The 17398-nt window shown below is 65.0% G+C and carries 17 protein-coding genes; 4 read left to right on the top strand and 13 right to left on the bottom strand.

The window, feature by feature from the left end; translation table 11 throughout:
- Window position 1 precedes the first annotated feature (1 nt).
- The 11 genes from ABIA42_RS38225 to cysG all read right to left on the bottom strand — a co-directional run bounded on the left by ABIA42_RS38225 (window position 2) and on the right by cysG (window position 10456).
- On the bottom strand, window positions 2-1177 hold the full coding sequence (locus ABIA42_RS38225; RefSeq protein WP_370115869.1) for a DUF3734 domain-containing protein: 1176 nt from the start codon (window positions 1175-1177) through the stop codon (window positions 2-4).
- 77 nt (window positions 1178-1254) lie between these two features.
- Window positions 1255-1758, bottom strand: coding sequence for a CAP domain-containing protein (locus tag ABIA42_RS38220; RefSeq protein ID WP_271529750.1), 504 nt, complete (start codon window positions 1756-1758; stop codon window positions 1255-1257).
- Window positions 1759-1885: 127 nt separating this feature from the next.
- The gene (locus tag ABIA42_RS38215; RefSeq protein WP_271529751.1) at window positions 1886-2920 is read right to left on the bottom strand and encodes a sulfate/molybdate ABC transporter ATP-binding protein; all 1035 of its coding nucleotides are present in this window, start codon (window positions 2918-2920) and stop codon (window positions 1886-1888) included.
- Window positions 2910-3821, bottom strand: a complete 912-nt coding sequence (cysW, locus tag ABIA42_RS38210; protein ID WP_370115871.1) for a sulfate ABC transporter permease subunit CysW — start codon at window positions 3819-3821, stop codon at window positions 2910-2912. The genes ABIA42_RS38215 and cysW overlap by 11 nt, the downstream gene beginning before the upstream one ends.
- Window positions 3822-3830: 9 nt before the next feature.
- Entirely contained in the window at window positions 3831-4667 is an 837-nt protein-coding gene (cysT, locus tag ABIA42_RS38205; protein WP_370115872.1) for a sulfate ABC transporter permease subunit CysT, read from the bottom strand.
- Between the two features lie 37 nt (window positions 4668-4704).
- Window positions 4705-5706 (bottom strand): sulfate ABC transporter substrate-binding protein, encoded by a 1002-nt coding sequence (locus tag ABIA42_RS38200; protein ID WP_370115873.1) that lies wholly within the window; start codon window positions 5704-5706, stop codon window positions 4705-4707.
- A gap of 108 nt (window positions 5707-5814) precedes the next feature.
- Complete coding sequence (locus ABIA42_RS38195; RefSeq protein ID WP_370115875.1) at window positions 5815-6540, bottom strand: phosphoadenylyl-sulfate reductase; 726 nt, start codon at window positions 6538-6540, stop codon at window positions 5815-5817.
- Entirely contained in the window at window positions 6537-7052 is a 516-nt protein-coding gene (locus ABIA42_RS38190) for a DUF934 domain-containing protein (RefSeq protein WP_370115876.1), read from the bottom strand. The genes ABIA42_RS38195 and ABIA42_RS38190 overlap by 4 nt, the downstream gene beginning before the upstream one ends.
- Window positions 7039-8694 carry a nitrite/sulfite reductase gene (locus ABIA42_RS38185; protein ID WP_370115877.1) on the bottom strand — a complete coding sequence of 552 codons (1656 nt, stop codon included), beginning with the start codon at window positions 8692-8694 and terminating at the stop codon, window positions 7039-7041. Before ABIA42_RS38185 ends, ABIA42_RS38190 begins: the two co-directional genes overlap by 14 nt.
- Window positions 8695-8705: 11 nt before the next feature.
- Entirely contained in the window at window positions 8706-9023 is a 318-nt protein-coding gene (locus ABIA42_RS38180) for a DUF2849 domain-containing protein (protein WP_028178414.1), read from the bottom strand.
- Entirely contained in the window at window positions 9020-10456 is a 1437-nt protein-coding gene (cysG, locus tag ABIA42_RS38175) for a siroheme synthase CysG (protein WP_370115879.1), read from the bottom strand. The genes ABIA42_RS38180 and cysG overlap by 4 nt, the downstream gene beginning before the upstream one ends.
- A 244-nt stretch (window positions 10457-10700) precedes the next feature.
- Between cysG and cysD the strand changes: the two genes are divergently transcribed.
- The 4 genes from cysD (at window position 10701) to ABIA42_RS38155 (ending at window position 16282) form a co-directional block, all read left to right on the top strand.
- On the top strand, window positions 10701-11495 hold the full coding sequence (gene cysD, locus ABIA42_RS38170) for a sulfate adenylyltransferase subunit CysD (RefSeq protein WP_370123690.1): 795 nt from the start codon (window positions 10701-10703) through the stop codon (window positions 11493-11495).
- 22 nt (window positions 11496-11517) lie between these two features.
- On the top strand, window positions 11518-13434 hold the full coding sequence (gene cysC / locus ABIA42_RS38165) for an adenylyl-sulfate kinase (protein ID WP_370115880.1): 1917 nt from the start codon (window positions 11518-11520) through the stop codon (window positions 13432-13434).
- A gap of 353 nt (window positions 13435-13787) precedes the next feature.
- Window positions 13788-15953, top strand: coding sequence for a malate synthase G (locus ABIA42_RS38160; RefSeq protein ID WP_370115881.1), 2166 nt, complete (start codon window positions 13788-13790; stop codon window positions 15951-15953).
- 128 nt (window positions 15954-16081) lie between these two features.
- Entirely contained in the window at window positions 16082-16282 is a 201-nt protein-coding gene (locus tag ABIA42_RS38155; RefSeq protein ID WP_028178419.1) for a CsbD family protein, read from the top strand.
- 61 nt (window positions 16283-16343) lie between these two features.
- Here the strand turns inward: ABIA42_RS38155 and ABIA42_RS38150 are convergent, their stop codons facing one another.
- The gene (locus ABIA42_RS38150) at window positions 16344-16499 is read right to left on the bottom strand and encodes a Thivi_2564 family membrane protein (protein WP_007599832.1); all 156 of its coding nucleotides are present in this window, start codon (window positions 16497-16499) and stop codon (window positions 16344-16346) included.
- 245 nt (window positions 16500-16744) lie between these two features.
- Window positions 16745-17392: a DUF2865 domain-containing protein gene (locus ABIA42_RS38145; protein ID WP_370115883.1), complete on the bottom strand. Its 648-nt coding sequence runs from the start codon at window positions 17390-17392 to the stop codon at window positions 16745-16747.
- Window positions 17393-17398: the final 6 nt, after the last annotated feature.

Below are 17398 nucleotides of genomic sequence, written 5' to 3'. Positions count from 1 at the left end.
TCTATTCGCTCCTTTTTGCCGGGGGCGCGGTGACGTCCCCCGTGAGATCGTAGGTCACCATGGTCTCGCTGGACTGGGGCCGCTCGAGCCAGTCCCTGTGGCGCATCGACAGATGCACGTCGCGCACGCCGGCTTCCCAATGCTCGACCATGGCGACGTGCGAGAAGTCGTAATCCTTGGACGAGGATTCGTAGTTCTTGCTGCGGTAGATCAGATGCACCACGGTGACGGTGCTTTCGCGCGACACTTTCGCCAGGAATTCGACGGAAGGATCGTTCTTGAGATAGTCCGGCAATTTGCTGATCAGGTCGCGCACGGCCCGGCGCGCGTTGTGCAGCTGCTTGTTCTTGTCGGTGTTCATCCGCGTGCGGCTGGAATAGCGGATGTCCTTCTCGCGCTCGGCGGCTTCCAGCAGCGAGTTCGGCAGGTCGCCGCGCGCGGAGAACAAATCGACCTGGAAGATCAGCATGTCGCGTTCGACCTCGGCATCGAGCACGTAGTCGAGCGGGGTGTTGGAAGCGATGCCGCCGTCCCAGTAATGTTCGCCGTCGATGTTCACGGAGGGAAAGCCCGGCGGCAGCGCGCCGGAGGCCATGATGTGCTCGGGGCCGATGGTCTTGCCGAGCTTCTTGAACTCGTAATTGTCGAAATATTTGAAGTTGCCCGAGGTGACGCCGACCGCGCCGACCGACAGCCGCGTCTTCAGATCGTTGATGCGGTCGAAATCGACCAGACGCTCCAGCGTCTTCTTCAGCGGCGATGTGTCGTAATAGCTTTCCGCTTCGGGGTGCCCTGGCGGCCAGAGCGGCGCCGGGGGAATGCGCGGCGTGAAGAAGCCGGGCACGCCGAAGGTCGCAATCAGCGCAGCACTGGTGGAATTGAACAGCTCGCGGCTGTGGTCGCTCTTGCCGATCGGCTTCCACGGTACCGGCGCCGAGACCATCTCCCAGAATTCCTTGAGACGCTTGACGCGCGTCTGGCCCTCATTGCCGGCAATGATTGCAGCATTGACCGCGCCGATGGAGATGCCTGCCACCCATTCCGGCTCGAAGCCGTAGCCGCACAGCGCCTGATAGGCCCCGGCCTGGTAGGAGCCCAGCGCGCCGCCGCCCTGGAGAACCAGGACGCGTTGCGCATTCGTCGGGATTGTTGCGATTTCCGGACTATGATCGGCCATAAGGGAACAATAGCAAAAGGCGAGCTACCGTGGCGACACTCCGCCGCGGCGTCAATGCATCCCGGATCAAGTCTGGCTTATCGGGACTCCGTCGAGGCCAGAATCATGGTCCAGAACACCTTGTATTTGGTGCCGGGAGCATAGCTCGCCGCGATGCCTAATTTTGTGACACCGCCCTTGAGCATGTTGGCGCGGTGAGGAGGCGAGTCGCGCCAGCCGGAGAACGCTTCCGCCAGCGTATGATAGCCGGCCGAGACGTTCTCGACCGCCACGGTCGCGGGATAACCGCCGGCGGCCAGACGCTTGGCCAGCGGCGCGCGGACGTCGTGGTCCATCTTGTTGGCCGCCGCCATCGCACCCGACTGGGACTCGGCGAGCCGCATCAGGTCGGGATCGATCACGACGGTGCCCAGCCCGTTGTTCTGGCGGTATTGCGAGATCATCACCGCAGCCGCCTGCGCATCGAGCTTGGAACCCGGAACCGCCATGTCGGTGTACATGGATGGCTGCTGGACCGGTGCTTCGTTGCCGGCACAGCCGGCGAGCAGCAAAGTGATGAGAATTGCGGCCGCAGCGCGCATGAATCGAGGCCCCCAAAATGAGGGGCCGTTGTTGCATATCAACCGTGGCTGAAAGGTGAATTTTGAAGAAAATCAACGCAAGTCGTTCGGGGACGACGTGCATCAGCGAACCCGGAATGACGGGTGTTCAACCCGCAAATATCCGGTAGCGGCGGGGCTCCAATCCGATGGTGTCGCCGGCGCGAAGTTCCTTGTCGCGAGGGGCATCGATCTCGATGGTCTGGCCGCCCGAGAGCGCGACCTCGGCGCGCTGCACGGGGCCGAAATTGCGGACATGCCGGACCGCGCCCTCGAAGGCGCCGCTGCCGGGTGGGCCGACCAGCATGTCATGTCGCCGCACGAACAGCTTTGACGCGCCAGGCGCAATTCCGTCCGCTGTGAGCCGAAGCGGCCGGCCGTCGAGCCTGACAGCACCGCCCTCGACCTGGACCGGCAGCTCGATGGACTCACCGATGAAGCCATGGACAAACGCGCTCGCCGGGCTCTCGTAGACGTCGTCGGGCGTGCCGATCTGCTCGATCCTGCCCTTGTCCATCACCACGACGCGGTTCGCGACTTCCAGCGCCTCCTCCTGGTCATGGGTGACGAAGATCGAGGTGACGTTGATCTCGTGATGCAGCGCGCGCAGCCACTTTCGCAGCTCCTTGCGGACCTTGGCATCGAGCGCGCCGAAGGGCTCGTCGAGCAGCAGAATGCGCGGCTCGATCGCGAGCGCGCGGGCGAGCGCGATGCGCTGGCGCTGGCCGCCGGAAAGCTGGCTCGGATAGCGGTCGGCGAGCCAGTCGAGTTGCACGAGATCGAGCAGCTCCTTGACGCGCGCGCGGATCGCAGCCTCGTCCTTGCGGACCGCGCGCGGCTGCACGCGCAGGCCGAAGGCGACGTTCTCGAACACGCTCATGTGGCGGAACAGCGCATAGTGCTGGAACACGAAGCCAACATGCCGCTCGCGCGCGCCCTGCGCCAGCGCGTCCTCGCCATTGATGAAGACTTCGCCGGAATCGGGCCAGTCGAGCCCGGCGACGATCCGCAGCAGCGTGGTCTTGCCGGAGCCGGACGGACCGAGCAGCGCCACCAACTCGCCGCTGTCGACCTTGAGATCGACGCCGTCGAGGGCTTTGAAGCTGCCGAACGTCTTGACGAGATTCCTGACTTCAATGGTCACTTGCGTCTTGTCCTTCGTCCAGATGGCGTTCGAGAACGGTCTTCGCGATCAGCGTGATCAGCGCCAGCATTGCGAGCAGCGAGGCGATCGCGAAGGCGGCGACGAACTGGTACTCGTTGTAGAGAATCTCGACCAGGAGCGGCATCGTGTTGGTTTCGCCGCGGATGTGTCCGGAGACGACGGAGACCGCACCGAACTCGCCCATCGCACGCGCGTTGCAGAGCAGGACGCCGTAGAGCACACCCCATTTGATGTTGGGCAGGGTAACGCGGAAGAAGGTCTGCAGGCCGGAGGCTCCGAGCGAGATCGCGGCCTCCTCCTCCTGCGTGCCCTGCTCCTGCATCAGGGGGATCAGCGCGCGCGCCACGAACGGGAAGGTCACGAAGGTGGTGGCAAGCGCGATGCCGGGGACCGCGAACAGAATCTGGATGTCATGGTCCCGCAGCCAGGTGCCGAAATAACCCTGCGCGCCGAACAGCAGCACGAAGACGAGGCCCGAGATCACCGGGCTCACCGAGAACGGGAGGTCGATCAGCGTGATCAGGAACGTCTTGCCCGGGAAATCAAACTTGGCGATGGCCCAGGCGGCGACGAGGCCGAACACCAGATTGAGGCCGACGGAGATCGCGGCGACCAGCAGCGTCAGCCTGATTGCAGCCAGCGCCTCCGGCTCGGCGAGCGCGGCGAGATAGGCGGCGATTCCCTTCGAGAACGCATGCGCGAACACCACCACCAGCGGCAGCACGACGAAGATGGTGAGAAACGCGATCGCGAGCATGATGATGGCAATGCGCACGGCCTTCGGCTCGGTGCGAAGATTGTCCCGCGCGAGGGCTTCACGTGCACGGGTCTTCCCGTCGGACGAGGTGACCGGGCCGGAATGGGCGATCTGCATCGTCATGATCCGCCCTCAGCGCGCCGGAATCCGGCTCTGCGCCCAGCGCTGGAGCCGGTTGACAGCAAAGATGATGACGAACGACACGACCAGCATGACCACCGCGATCGCAGTCGCATCGGCATAACGGAACTCGGAGAGACGGATCACGATCAGGAGCGGCGCGATCTCGGAGACGTTGGGCAGATTGCCGGCGATGAAGATCACCGAGCCGTATTCGCCGACCGCGCGGGCGAAGGCGAGCGCGAGGCCGGTGAGCAGCGCCGGTGCGAGCGACGGCAGGATCACGCGGATGATGGTCTGCCAGCGGCTGGCGCCCAGGCTGCCCGCGGCCTCCTCGATCTCGGGGTCGAGATCCTGGAGCACCGGCTGCACCGTGCGCACCACGAAGGGAATACCGATGAAGATCATGGCGACGAAGATGCCGAACGGCGTGAACGCAACCTTGAGACCGAGCGCGGCAAGCGGCGCGCCCAGCCAGCCCTTCTCGGCGAACAGCGCGGTCAGCGCCACGCCGGCCACCGCGGTCGGCAGCGCGAAGGGCACGTCGACGATGGCGTCGAACAGCCGGCGGCCCGGGAAACGGTAGCGCACCAGCGCCCAGACGATGATGCTGCCCATGACGAGATTGACGCAGGCCGCCGCAAAGGCGAGGCCGAACGAGACGCGGAGCGCGTTCAGGGTGCGGCGGCTGGAAAGGATGTTCCAGAACTGCTCGGGACTGAGCTCGAGCGATTTCAGGAACAGGCCGGCAAGCGGAATCAGGATGATCACGGACAGCCAGGTCAGCGTCAGTCCCATGGTGAGACCGAAGCCCGGCAATGTCCGGCGTCGTGCTGCAACTGCGCTCACCAGGCCCCCTGCAAAAGCCTCTTAAGACAGCGCCTGATCAGTTCTTGTAGATCTGATCAAAGACGCCGCCGTCGGCAAAATGTTCCCGCTGTGCCTTGGTCCAGCCGCCGAAAACGTCGTCGATCGTGAACAATTCGACCTTGGCGAAGGCATTTTCGTACTTCTTGGCGATTTCGGCATCGCGCGGACGGTAGAAGTTGCGCGCGGCGATCTCCTGCCCCTCCCTGGTGTACCAATATTGCAGATAGGCATCGGCGACGTTGCGATTGCCCTTTCTGTCGGCAACCTTGTCGACGATCGCGACCGGCGGCTCGGCGAGGATCGATTGTGGCGGCGCCACGATCTCGAACTTGTTCGTGCCGAACTCCTTCAGCGCAAGGAACGCCTCGTTCTCCCAGGCGAGCAGCACGTCGCCGACACCGCGCTCGACGAAGGTCACGGTGGCGCCGCGCGCGCCGGTATCCAGCACCGGGACCTGCTGGTAGAGCTTGCCGATGAAGTCCTTGGCCTTGTCGGCCGAGCCGAGCTTCTTCTGCGCAAAGCCCCAGGCCGCAAGATAATTCCAGCGTGCCCCGCCCGATGTCTTCGGGTTCGGCGTGATCACCGCGACGCCCGGCTTGATCAGATCGTCCCAGTCCTTGATGCCCTTGGGATTGCCCTTGCGCACCAGGAACACGATGGTCGAGGTATAGGGGGATGAATTCTGCGGCAGGCGCTTTTGCCAATCCGCCGCCACCAGGCCCTTGGCAGCGATGGCATCGATGTCATAGGCGAGCGCGAGCGTCACCACGTCGGCCTGCAATCCGTCGATCACCGCGCGCGCCTGCGAACCGCTGCCGCCATGCGACTGCTTGATCTCGATGCTCTTGCCGGTCTCCTTCTGATAGGCATTCGCGAACGCCCTGTTGAACTCGCCATAGAGCTCACGCGTCGGATCGTACGACACGTTCAGCAAACTGATGTCAGCGGCGAGAGCCGAGCTTGCCCAGAGGAGTCCTGCAGCGAGCGGAACGATACGGCGCATCATGTCCATCTCCATTTACCTCGACGACATCGGCGTCATCGACGGCAGGCATAACTCGGGGCGAAACGCACTCAAGTCAACGGAACCGGATTTTCTTGTTCGCAGCGTGGCAGCGCGACCGTGCTACGAAACCTTCACCGTGTGAATGCCGCATTCTGTCTTGGCGCGGCCCCGCCATCGGCCGGCGCGCGCGTCCTCGCCCTCGGCCGTTCTGCTGGTGCAAGGCATGCAGCCAACCGACAGGAATCCTGACGCAACCAGAGGATGCCGCGGCAACTTGGCACGGGTGAAGATCGCCTCGATCTCCTCGGGCGAGACGTTGGCGAAGGGATTGAACTTCAACCGCGCGCCGTCGTCCTCGACGACGGGAATGTCGGCGCGCGCACGACCCTGGAAGCGCTTGCGGCCGTTGAGCCAGGCCGAGAACGGCTTCAGCGCCCGCGCCAGCGGCTCGACCTTTCGAATGCGGCAGCAGGCGTCGGGGTCGGAGAACCAGAGGTCGCGGTCGGGATCGTCGCGCGAGAGTGTCTCCTCGGCCGGCTTGATCGACCGGACGTCCTTCAGGCCCAGCTTCGCGATCAGCGTATCGCGATAGGCCAGCGTCTCCTCGAACAGCCAGCCGGTGTCGAGAAAGATCACTGGAATCGCGGGATCGACGTCCGCCATGACCTTCAGCAGCGTCGCCGATTCCGTGCCGAAGGACGATACCAGCGCGAGCTTGTCGCGCCCGACCGTCTTCAACGCCGCAGCGATGATCTCCGCGGGCGAGGCATCGCGCAAAGCGCGATCGAGCTCGTCCGCCGAGGGCAACGCAGAGACCGTGGAAACCTGAGGCGCGATCGCGTTCACGTGCCGACACCTTCGGAATGGCGCAGCTGCATGCGCCGGTGCAGCGCCGTGATGCGGCCATCGCCGGTCGGCTGGTAGAATACCGAATAGCGCCTGGCCGTCTGCATGAAGGCTTCCGCGTCCGCCTGTTTCTTGACCTCGAAGGCGTCGAAGCCGGCGCGCAGCATGAACACGAACTGGTCGCGCAGCACCTGGCCGGTGGCGCGCAACTCGCCGCGGTAATTGTAGCGTTCTCGCAGCAGCCGTGCCTGGCTGTAGGCACGCCCGTCGCGGAAGGTCGGGAACACCAGCGCGACGGCCGCGATCCTGCCGAGATACGGCACGAGCTCGGCGATGTCGCGATTGTTCGGCCAGATCACGCCGACCTTGCCGGCGCGCTGGAGCAAGCCCTCGGCCTCGCCGAGGAAACGCTCGGCCGGCACAAGAATGTCGCCGCGCTCGGGCAGCGGCGTATCGACGGCGAGCTTGACGAAGCCGTCGTCGACGATCTTTCCGCCGTTAACGAGTGGCATAGACGCGCTCCTTGAAGGGTTCGACGCCGAGGCGCTTCACCGTGTCCATGAACAGCTCCTCGGGCCGCTCACGCAGCGCCAGATAGGCTTCCACGATGTCCTCGACGACATCGGCGACCTCGTCGAACTTGACGCCCGGCCCGATCAGGGTCCCGAGCGCCGCGTTCTCGTCGGCGCGGCCGCCGATGGTGATCTGGTAGACTTCCTCGCCGTTCTTCTCGACGCCGAGAATGCCGATATGGCCGACATGGTGATGGCCGCAGGCATTGATGCAGCCGGAGATGTTGATGTGGAGCCGGCCGATCAGATTGGCGAGCTCGTGATTGGCGAAGCGCCGCGTCAGCTCCTGCGCGATCGGGATCGAGCGCGCATTCGCCAGCGAGCAATAATCGAGCCCGGGGCAGGCGATGATGTCGGTGATCAGATTGACGTTCGGCGTCGCGAGCCCGAGCCTGTCCAGCGCCTTCCACAGCGCCGGCAGGTCGCGCTTGGCGACATGCGGCAGCGCCAGGTTCTGCTCATGGCCGACGCGGATTTCGCCGAAGGAATATTTGTCGGCGAGGTCGGCCAGCGCGTCCATCTGCTCGGCCGTGGCATCGCCCGGAGGCCCGCCGGTCGGTTTCAGTGAGATCGTGACGATCGAATAGCCCTGCACCTTGTGCGGGGCCACCGAGTTCTTGCGCCACGCCTCGAAATCCGGATCGGCCGCGGCCTGGCGCAGCTCGTCGGGCATGTGCGGCAGCTTCTCGTAGGCGGGATAGGTGAAGCGCGAGCGGATGTCCTCGATCACCTCGTCGTCGATCTGGAGCGAGGAGTTGCGGATGTGCTGCCACTCCTCCTCGACCTCGCGGGAGAACTTCTCGATGCCGAGCTCGTGCACCAGGATCTTGATACGCGCCTTGTAGATGTTGTCGCGGCGGCCGTACTGGTTGTAGACGCGTAAGATAGCCTCGATGTAGCTGAGGATGTCGCGGCCGTGCACGAAGTGCTTGATAGTCTTGGCGATGAACGGCGTGCGGCCGAGACCGCCGCCGACCAGCACCTCGAAGCCGGTCTCGCCCTTCTCGTTCCTGATCAGCCGCAGGCCGATATCGTGGATCTTGATCGCGGCGCGGTCATGGTCCGACGCGGTGATCGCGATCTTGAACTTGCGCGGCAGGAACGAGAATTCCGGATGCAGCGTGGTATGCTGGCGGATCAGCTCCGACCAGATGCGCGGGTCCTCGATCTCGCCGGGCGCGACGCCGGCCCACTGGTCCGAGGTGACGTTGCGCATGTTGTTGCCGGAAGTCTGCATCGCATGGATGCCGACCTTGGCGAGATCTTCGAGCGCGTCCGGCAGCTCGGCGAGCTTGATCCAGTTGAACTGGATGTTCTGCCGCGTGGTGAAATGGCCATAGCCGCGATCGTATTTGCGCGCGACATGGGCGAGCGCCCGCAGCTGGTTAGTCGCCAGCGTGCCGTAGGGGATCGCGACGCGGAACATGTAGGCGTGCAACTGCAGATAGACGCCGTTCTGAAGCCGCAGGATCTTGAACTCGTCCTCGGTGAGTTCGCCGGAGAGGCGCCGCTTCACCTGGTCGCGGAACTCCGAGACGCGCTCGTTGACAAGCGTGCGGTCGATTTCGTCGTAAGCATACATAAGTGCGTGCCTTAAACCTGGGCCGGCTGTCCGATGGTGACGCCGGTGCGGCGGATCTGTTCGCGCAGATTGCCGGGCAGGATCTTGCCGTCCTCGCCGATCTGCACCGGCGCGATATAGGGACCGATCGCACCGACATCATCGGCGATGGACTCCGCAAGCAACGCCCTGGCCTCGTCGGAGTTGCGCACGATCGCGGCTTCCGACAGCTCCGCGGACCAGCCCTTGGCGGCGGTGCGGTAGACGACGATGCCGTCCCAGGTCCGGTTGGCGGTCACGACCGAGGGGCCGGCGATTTTGATCTTCTTCTGTTCAAGCGGGGAGGTCATTCGGCTGCATCCAGGAGGTCAGAGATGATTTGCTTCGGGGTTTTCTTGGAGGTTTGACGGCCAAGCGAGCCGGCATGCCGGACCACGTCGCCGATGATGAGGATGGCGGGACCACCTTGGATCCGCCGTACGAGCTCGGGCAGGTCGCGCAGCGTGCCGATCGCGCCCTGCGCATCGGGCCGCGTGACACGGGCGAACACGCCAACCGGCGTTTCCGGCGAGCGGCCGGCCGCGAACAGGCCGGCGCGCACGGCCGGCGCCGCCGTCATGCCCATGTAGACCACGACGGTCATCCTGGTGTCGGCCAGCATCGACCAGTCCACGTTCTCGGCATCGCGCGCCTTGTGCGCGGTGAGGAAGGTGATGCGGGTTGCTTCATGACGATAAGTGAGCGGCACCTCGAAATCGGCAGCGGCGCCGAGCCCTGCGGTGATGCCGGGGATGATCGAATAGGTGATGCCGGCGGCGCGCAGCGCTTCGACCTCTTCCCCGCCGCGGCCGAACACGAAGGGATCGCCGCCCTTCAGCCGCACCACACGCTGGCCGGCTTGCGCAGCTTCGATCATGCGCTTGTTGATGGCGTCCTGGCCGATGCCGGGCTTGCCGATGCGGCGGCCGACCGGCACGCGCGTGGTGTCGCGGCGGATGCGGTCGAGAATCTCGGGCGAGACCAGCTCGTCATGGAAGACGATGTCGGCATCCTGCAAGGCGCGCAACGCCTTGATGGTGAGAAGGTCAGGATCGCCGGGGCCGGCGCCGACCAGCGCGACCGAGCCTTCCGGCTTGTCGGCGCGCGCGAATTCGGAGGGATCGGAGATAGCCTTGAGCGATGCGTCCGCTTCGCCCTCGCGGCCAGCGAGCACGGCCGCGCCGATCGGACCGTCGATGACGCGCTCCCAGAAGCGGCGGCGCAGTGGAAACTCGGCGATGCGCTCGTTGATGGATTTGCGGAATCCGCCGATGAATTCGGCAAGCTCTCCGATGCGAGCCGGCAGCAGCGCCTCGATCTTCTCGCGCACGCGCCGCGCCACCACCGGCGAGGTGCCGCCGGTGCCGACCGCGACCACGACATCGCCGCGGTCGACGATCGCCGGGAAAATGAAGCTGGAGTGCTCGAGATCGTCCATGACGTTGACGGGTAGGCCGAGCGCTTTCGCCCGCACGGACATCGCAACGCCGACGTCGCCGGCACCCGCGCAGACGATGGCGATGACACCTGAGAGATCGGCAGTGAGCGGATCGCCGCTCGCGAGTTCGACGCGCGCCGCGTCCCCGGAGCTGAGGCCAAAATCCTGATTGCCGTCGATCGCATGCACGCGCAGGCGCGCGCCGGCAGCGGCGAGCACGCGCATCTTGGCGCGCAGAAGCTCGCCCGCGCCGATGAGGACCACCGGGCCGGCCTTGAGATCGAGAAACACCGGCAAGAACCGCATGCGCTACTCGCTTCCCCACAAACGGGGTTGACTGGAATTATTTTCTATATATGTGTCGTTTCGAGCGCGCAAAGAGAAAATTTTTTCTTCTCTTCCGCACTGCAACTATAGAATTTTCGCCTCCAAACGCAAAGTGGCAGAGATGCATCTTCTCAAGGACGATTCCGCTGCTGTCGGAGTGAGCAGCCCGGCGCTCATCGAGCGCCTGGGCCAGCAAGAATTTTCTGCTGACCTTGCCCCGAGCATGGACCATCTCGACCAGCTCGAGGCGCAGAGCATCTACATCTTCCGTGAAGCCTTCGCCCGACTGAAGAAGATCGCCCTGCTGTGGTCGCTCGGCAAGGATTCCAACGTCATGATCTGGCTGGCGCGGAAGGCCTTTTTCGGCAAGATGCCGTTTCCCGCCCTTCACGTCGATACCGGCAAGAAGTTTCCGGAGATGTATCGCTTCCGCGATCATTACGGCAAGGAGTGGGATCTCGATTTGCGCGTCGAGCCCTGCCCGCCGATCGATGCCGTCGACCCGACGCTGCCGCCGGCCGCGCGCTCTGCCGCGCGCAAGACCGAAGGCCTCAAGATGGCGCTCGCCAAATACGGCTTTGACGGCCTGATCGCCGGCATCCGCCGCGACGAGGAGGCAACGCGCGCCAAGGAGCGCGTGTTCTCGCCGCGCGGCCTGGAGGGCAATTGGGACGTGCGCGACCAGCCGCCGGAATTCTGGGATCATTTCAACGCGTCGCCGCCGCAAGGCGCGCATTTGCGCATTCATCCGATCCTGCATTGGACCGAGGCCGACATCTGGGCCTACACCAAGCGCGAGAACATTCCGATCATCCCGCTGTATCTCGCCAGGGATGGCAAGCGCTATCGCTCGCTGGGTGATCAGGACATCACCAACCCGGTCGCCTCGACAGCGTCCAGCATCGACGAAATCCTGATCGAGCTCGAACAGACAAAGGTGCCGGAGCGCGCCGGGCGCGCGCTCGACCACGAGACCGAGGACGCTTTCGAGCGCCTGCGCGTCGCCGGCTATCTCTGACCTCAAGGACGCGAGCGCCCGCATGAACATGATCGTCACCCCGGCTTCGTCCGCCACTCCGAACGGCACCACGCGTCCCCAGGTGCGCATCGTCATCGTCGGCCATGTCGACCACGGCAAGTCGACGCTGGTCGGCCGCCTCCTGCACGAGACCGGCAGCCTGCCCGAGGGCAAGCTCGAAATGCTGAAGGCCGTCAGCGCGCGGCGTGGCATGCCGTTCGAATGGTCGTTCCTGCTCGACGCGCTGCAGACCGAGCGCGACCAGGGCATCACCATCGATACCACGCAGATCCGCTTCCGCACCAATTCGCGCGACATCGTCCTGATCGACGCGCCCGGCCACGCCGAGTTCCTGCGCAACATGATCACCGGCGCCTCGCAGGCCGACGGCGCGGTGCTGATCATCGACGCGCTCGAAGGCGTGCGCGACCAGACGAGGCGGCACGGCTATCTCCTGCATCTGCTCGGCGTGAAGCAGGTCGCAGTCGTCGTCAACAAGATGGACCGCGTCGATTTCTCGGACCTGCGCTTCAAGGCGATCAGCGACGAGATCTCCGCACATCTGAGCGGCCTCGGCGTGACGCCGACGGCGGTGATCCCGATTTCGGCGCGCGACGGCGACGGCGTCGCCGAGCGCACGGGGCGGATCGGCTGGTACAAGGGACCGACCGTGGTCGAGGCGCTTGACAGGCTCGAGCCGGCGCGGCCGCTGGAAACGCTGGCGCTGCGGCTGCCGGTGCAGGCGATCTACAAGTTCGACGACCGGCGCATTGTCGCCGGCCGCATCGAATCCGGCAGCCTGATCGCCGGCGACGAGATCGTGATCATGCCGGCCGGCAAGATCGCCAGGATCAAGACCGTCGAGAGCTGGCCGGCGACGCCGCTGGCGGGACGACAGGGCGCGGGCCGCTCGGTCGGCATCACGCTCGACCGCGAGCTGTTCATCGAGCGCGGCGACATCATCGCGCATGCAGGCAGCGCGCCGCGCGAAACGCGCCGGCTGCGCGCACGCATCTTCTGGCTGCACGACAAGCCGCTTGCCAAGGGTGACCAGATCCTGGTGCGCAGCGGTCCGAAGGAGAGCCGCGCCACCGTCGTCGCCATCGAGAAGGCGGTCGATCCCGGCGAGCTCTCGAGCACCGAGAACAAGGCGATCGCCCGCAACCATGTCGGCGAGATCGACATTTCGCTTTCGAATCCGATCGCCACCGATCCCTATACCGAGAACCCGCGCACCGGCCGTCTCGTGATCGAGGTCTCTGGACGCATCGCCGGCGGCGGCCTGGTGCTGTCCGTCGACGCCGGCCAGCGCGCCGTGCCGGTCGATATCGTGCCGGTGGAATCGGCGCTGCGCCCGGACGAGCGCGCGGCGCGCTACCGCCACAACGGTGCCGTGGTCTGGCTCACCGGCCTGCCGGCCTCCGGCAAGTCCACGCTCGCAAAGGCACTGGAGCGGCGGCTGTTCACCAATGGCGGCTCGCCGGTCCTGCTCGACGGCGACACGCTGCGCGCCGGGCTCAACAGCGATCTCGGCTTCTCGGCCGCCGATCGCAGCGAGAATATCCGCCGCCTCGCCGAGGTCGCGACGCATCTCGCCCGCAACGGCCATATCGCGATCGTGGCCGCGGTCTCGCCCGCGCGCGAGGACCGCGCCGCCGCGCGCCGCATCGCCGACACCGCGTTCCGCGAGATCCATGTCGCGACGCCGGCCGAGATCTGCGAGGAGCGCGATCCCAAGGGCCATTACAAGAAGGCTCGCGCCGGGGCGCTGGCCTCGTTCACCGGCATCGGCAACGACTACGAGAAGCCTGAGGCGGCGGAGCTTGTGATCGACACGTCGACCCGGACGGTCGCTGAGGCGGCCGACGAGATCGAGCGCATGCTGAAGACGACCGGCGTGCTATTCGACGAGGTCGTGGACCTCGCCGCGAATATTTGAGCGTAGCCTAACCCCCCGTCGCCCGGCTTGCCGTCTTCGCTAAGCTTCGCCGGCCCGACACCAAAGAGCCCGGCGAAGCCTTGGCGTAGCCGGGACCGGGCGACCCAGTATTCCAGAGACAGCGATGGGATACGGAGAAGCCGCGGCGTACTGGATTCCCCGCTTTCGCGGGGAATGACAGCGGTGCGTGTGGCTGCCCCTATTCCTTGACATTTTGACAAGCCCCTGGGGGTCTTCTCACGGCCTAGATTTTGGGGCTAATAGACCCCCGAAAGCCGCCCCGCGTGGGCGCATTTTGCTGCTGTCGGGTCAAAAGCAGCCAAAAACAGCCATTTCCAACAAGAAAGCCCATCATGAAACGCGTCGATGCCCACGGATTGAAGATCGCTCCCGTCCTGTTTGACTTCATCGCCAAGGAAGCGGCCCCGAAAACGGGGATCGCGCCGGATGCGTTCTGGGCCGGGCTTGCCGCCATCATCAAGGAGCTGGGGCCGAAGAACCGGTCGCTGCTCGCATTCCGCGACACGCTGCAGGCCAAAATTGACGACTGGCACCGCGCCAACAAGGGCAAGGCGTTCGACCTCGACGCCTATACCGCCTTCCTGAAGGAGATCGGCTATCTCGTCCCGGAGCCGGCGACGCAGAAGGTCGAGACCGCCAATGTCGACGAGGAGATCGGCAAGATCTGCGGTCCGCAGCTTGTCGTCCCCCTCACCAATGCGCGCTACGCGCTGAACGCGGCGAACGCGCGCTGGGGCTCGCTCTATGACGCGTTCTACGGCACCGACGCGATTCCGCACGACGCTGCCGAGAGCGGCAAGGGCTACAACAAGGCGCGCGGCGACAAGGTGATCGCCAAGGCCAAGGCGTTCCTCGACGCCGCCGTGCCGCTCGCGACCGGGAGCCACACCGACGTCACCGCCTACAGCGTCGTGGCGGGCCAGCTTGCGGTGAAGCTGAAGAGCGGCAATGCCACCGCGCTGAAGAACGCGGCACAGTTCGCCGGCTTCCAGGGCGATGCGGCGGCGCCGAGCGCGGTGCTGCTCGTCAACAACGGCCTGCATATCGAGGTCAAGATCGACCGCAGCAGCGCGATCGGCAAGGATGATCCGGCCGGCGTCGCCGACATGATCATGGAAGCGGCGGTCTCGACCATCCTCGACATGGAAGACTCGGTCGCGGCGGTCGACGCCGAGGACAAGGTGCTGGTCTACCGCAACACGCTCGGCCTGATGAACGGCACGCTCTCGGCCGATTTCGAGAAGGGCGGCAAGACGCTGACGCGCTCGCTCAACGCCGACCGCAGCTACAAGACGCCTGACGGCAAGGGCGAGCTCAAGCTGCACGGCCGCAGCCTGCTCCTGATGCGCAATTGCGGTCACCACATGTTCACCGACGCGGTGCTGGACGAGAAGGGCGAGGAGGTCCCCGAGGGCCTGCTCGATGCCGCCGTCTCGGGCCTGCTTGCCATTCACGACCTCAAGGGCAACTCCAAGGTCAAGAACAGCCGCACCGGCTCTGCCTATATCGTCAAGCCGAAGATGCACGGCCCCGACGAGGTGTCGCTGACCTGCGAGATCTTCGACCGCGTCGAGAAGATGCTGGGCCTGCCCGAGAACACGCTCAAGGTCGGCATCATGGACGAGGAGCGGCGCACCACCGTCAACCTCAAGGCCTGCATCCAGCGCGCCTCCAAGCGCATCATGTTCATCAACACCGGCTTCCTCGACCGCACCGGCGACGAGATCCACACCTCGATGGAAGCGGGCCCGATGATCCGCAAGAATGAGATGAAGGCGCAGGCCTGGATCAAGGCCTATGAGGACTGGAACGTCGACATGGGCCTGATCGATGGCCTGCCCGGCCATGCCCAGATCGGCAAGGGCATGTGGGCCGCGCCGGACAAGATGGCGGACATGCTGGCGCAAAAGCTCGCCCACCCGCAGGCCGGCGCCACCACCGCCTGGGTGCCCTCGCCGACGGCGGCGACGCTGCACGCGCTGCACTATCACCAAGTCAACGTCACAGCGCGCCAGCAGGAGCTTGCCAAGGGCGGACCGCGCGCGAAGCTCTCGGACATCCTCACCATCCCGGTGTCGAAGTCGAATTGGGCGCCGGATGACGTCAAGCAAGAGATCGACAACAATTGCCAGGGCATCCTCGGCTATGTCGTGCGCTGGATCGACCAGGGCGTCGGCTGCTCCAAGGTGCCCGACATCCACGATGTCGGCCTGATGGAAGACCGCGCCACCTTGCGCATCTCCAGCCAGCATCTCGCCAACTGGCTGCATCAGGGCGTGATCACCGAAGCGCAGGTGATGGAATCGCTGAAGCGCATGGCGATCGTCGTCGACAAGCAGAACGCGGGCGATCCCGTCTACAAGCCGATGGCGCCCGCCTTCGACGGCGTCGCGTTCAAGGCGGCCTGCGATCTCATCTTCAAGGGGCGCGAGCAGCCGAACGGCTACACCGAATACATCCTCACCGCCCGCCGCCGCGAGGCCAAGGCGACGGGCTGAGTGCCGATAGCGAACTTCAAAGCCCCGGCTCACGCCGGGGCTTTTTTGTGGGCGAAACGCCGCGGCGGGTCGCGGAACGGCTGCGCCGGGGACCGCGTTGTCCGGCCATCAACCCATGGGAGATGGTCATGGACTGGAATCGGATCGAAGGAAACTGGAAGCAATTCAAGGGCTCGGCCAAGGAGAAATGGGCCAAGCTCACCGACGACGACCTCACGCTGATCGAGGGTCGCCGCGAGCAGCTCGAAGGCCGGCTCCAGGAACGCTACGGCAAGGCCAAGGACCAGGTTCGTCAGGACGTCGACGACTGGCTCAAAGGGCTGCATTGAGCGCAGCACCAACGAAGCCCCGGCTCAGGCCGGGGCTTCTTATTGGATATCCGTAAGTCCGCTAGAATACCGCCAGATACTTCAGCAGCGACACGATGCCGATGATGATGACAACCACGCGCGCGATCTGCTTGGCGCGGCCGTCCATCGGCAGCATGTTGATGAGATAGAGCACGAGAATGACGACGAGAAAGGTAACGAGTACGCCAACCAGCATTGCAGGACCCCCTTCGGGCAAATTGTGCCGCTGTTCTTAACGCGCTGCACTCTGGTCGGTTCCACTTCGGCAACCTGCTGCAATCTCTCGCAGAATCCGTCATTCTACGATCGGCTGAGCCACCTACGATTTCATTCTTCCGACGAGGTTGCGTCCGCCATCGCAGATCCGGACCTGCGTGCGCTCGCGGCGAGCTTGTCCGGAGACGACGGCCGATGGGGCGAGGATGCTTCGTTGCGGCAACCCTACTCCTTCGCCACCACGGGGACCTGGCGGAATTTGGCGCGCACCGAGTCCGGCAACGGCGAGAAATTCATCGCGACGCCGCGACGGTCGTTGGCGTTGCGGCTGGCGACCACGAGGCCGCCGGCGCCGGCGACGATGTCGCCCTTGCGCAGGGTGGGATCATCCTCGACCTTGACTTGGGCGAGCCCAGCCGGGTCCTTGCCGTTGCAGGTGCACCCCGCGACGATCTCGTTACGATAACGGAACGCGTTCGGCAGGTCGGAATAGGACTTCCCGTTCTCCGTCGTAGCGTCGTCGATATTGCTGCCGTAGACCAGCGAGGTTTCCGAGGCCGGGCAGAAGCTCTTGCAGGACTGCGCCTTGCTCGCGGCATCGGTGCCTTGCGCCGGGAAGTAGCGGCCATCGCAGCCGCGCACGCAATAGGCCGTGCCGGCGCCATAGGAGGACCGCCGCGGCGCGTCGTAGCGCGGCACGTCGTCGTTCGGGAACGGCGTCCGGATCTCCGGCGGCGGCCGCATCCGAAAGCCGCCGAACAATGCCGAGAAGAAATCCTCCGCATGCGCCGACGGTGCCGACGCCAGACCGGCGTAGACAACGATCAACATCGCCGTACCGCCAGCCAATTTGCCAACCAGGCGCCTGCTCATATGACC

Origin of the sequence: Bradyrhizobium sp. USDA 327, assembly GCF_041262065.1 — a bacterium.
Taxonomy (GTDB): Bacteria; Pseudomonadota; Alphaproteobacteria; order Rhizobiales; family Xanthobacteraceae; genus Bradyrhizobium; species Bradyrhizobium liaoningense.
Note: the sequence above shows the minus strand (reverse complement) of the source record. Positions and strands in the feature narration are given on the sequence as shown.

Coding starts and splice junctions, on each gene's coding strand:
- cysD (WP_370123690.1), top strand. CDS start 10,701: ATGGACCATCTCGACCAGCTCGAGGCGCAGAGCATCTACATCTTCCGT.
- ABIA42_RS38160 (WP_370115881.1), top strand. CDS start 13,788: ATGAAACGCGTCGATGCCCACGGATTGAAGATCGCTCCCGTCCTGTTT.
- ABIA42_RS38220 (WP_271529750.1), bottom strand. CDS start 1,758: ATGCGCGCTGCGGCCGCAATTCTCATCACTTTGCTGCTCGCCGGCTGT.
- ABIA42_RS38155 (WP_028178419.1), top strand. CDS start 16,082: ATGGACTGGAATCGGATCGAAGGAAACTGGAAGCAATTCAAGGGCTCG.
- cysC (WP_370115880.1), top strand. CDS start 11,518: ATGAACATGATCGTCACCCCGGCTTCGTCCGCCACTCCGAACGGCACC.
- ABIA42_RS38190 (WP_370115876.1), bottom strand. CDS start 7,052: ATGCCACTCGTTAACGGCGGAAAGATCGTCGACGACGGCTTCGTCAAG.
- ABIA42_RS38145 (WP_370115883.1), bottom strand. CDS start 17,392: ATGAGCAGGCGCCTGGTTGGCAAATTGGCTGGCGGTACGGCGATGTTG.
- cysG (WP_370115879.1), bottom strand. CDS start 10,456: ATGCGGTTCTTGCCGGTGTTTCTCGATCTCAAGGCCGGCCCGGTGGTC.
- ABIA42_RS38200 (WP_370115873.1), bottom strand. CDS start 5,706: ATGGAGATGGACATGATGCGCCGTATCGTTCCGCTCGCTGCAGGACTC.
- ABIA42_RS38180 (WP_028178414.1), bottom strand. CDS start 9,023: ATGACCTCCCCGCTTGAACAGAAGAAGATCAAAATCGCCGGCCCCTCG.
- ABIA42_RS38225 (WP_370115869.1), bottom strand. CDS start 1,177: ATGGCCGATCATAGTCCGGAAATCGCAACAATCCCGACGAATGCGCAA.
- cysW (WP_370115871.1), bottom strand. CDS start 3,821: ATGACGATGCAGATCGCCCATTCCGGCCCGGTCACCTCGTCCGACGGG.
- ABIA42_RS38185 (WP_370115877.1), bottom strand. CDS start 8,694: ATGTATGCTTACGACGAAATCGACCGCACGCTTGTCAACGAGCGCGTC.
- ABIA42_RS38150 (WP_007599832.1), bottom strand. CDS start 16,499: ATGCTGGTTGGCGTACTCGTTACCTTTCTCGTCGTCATTCTCGTGCTC.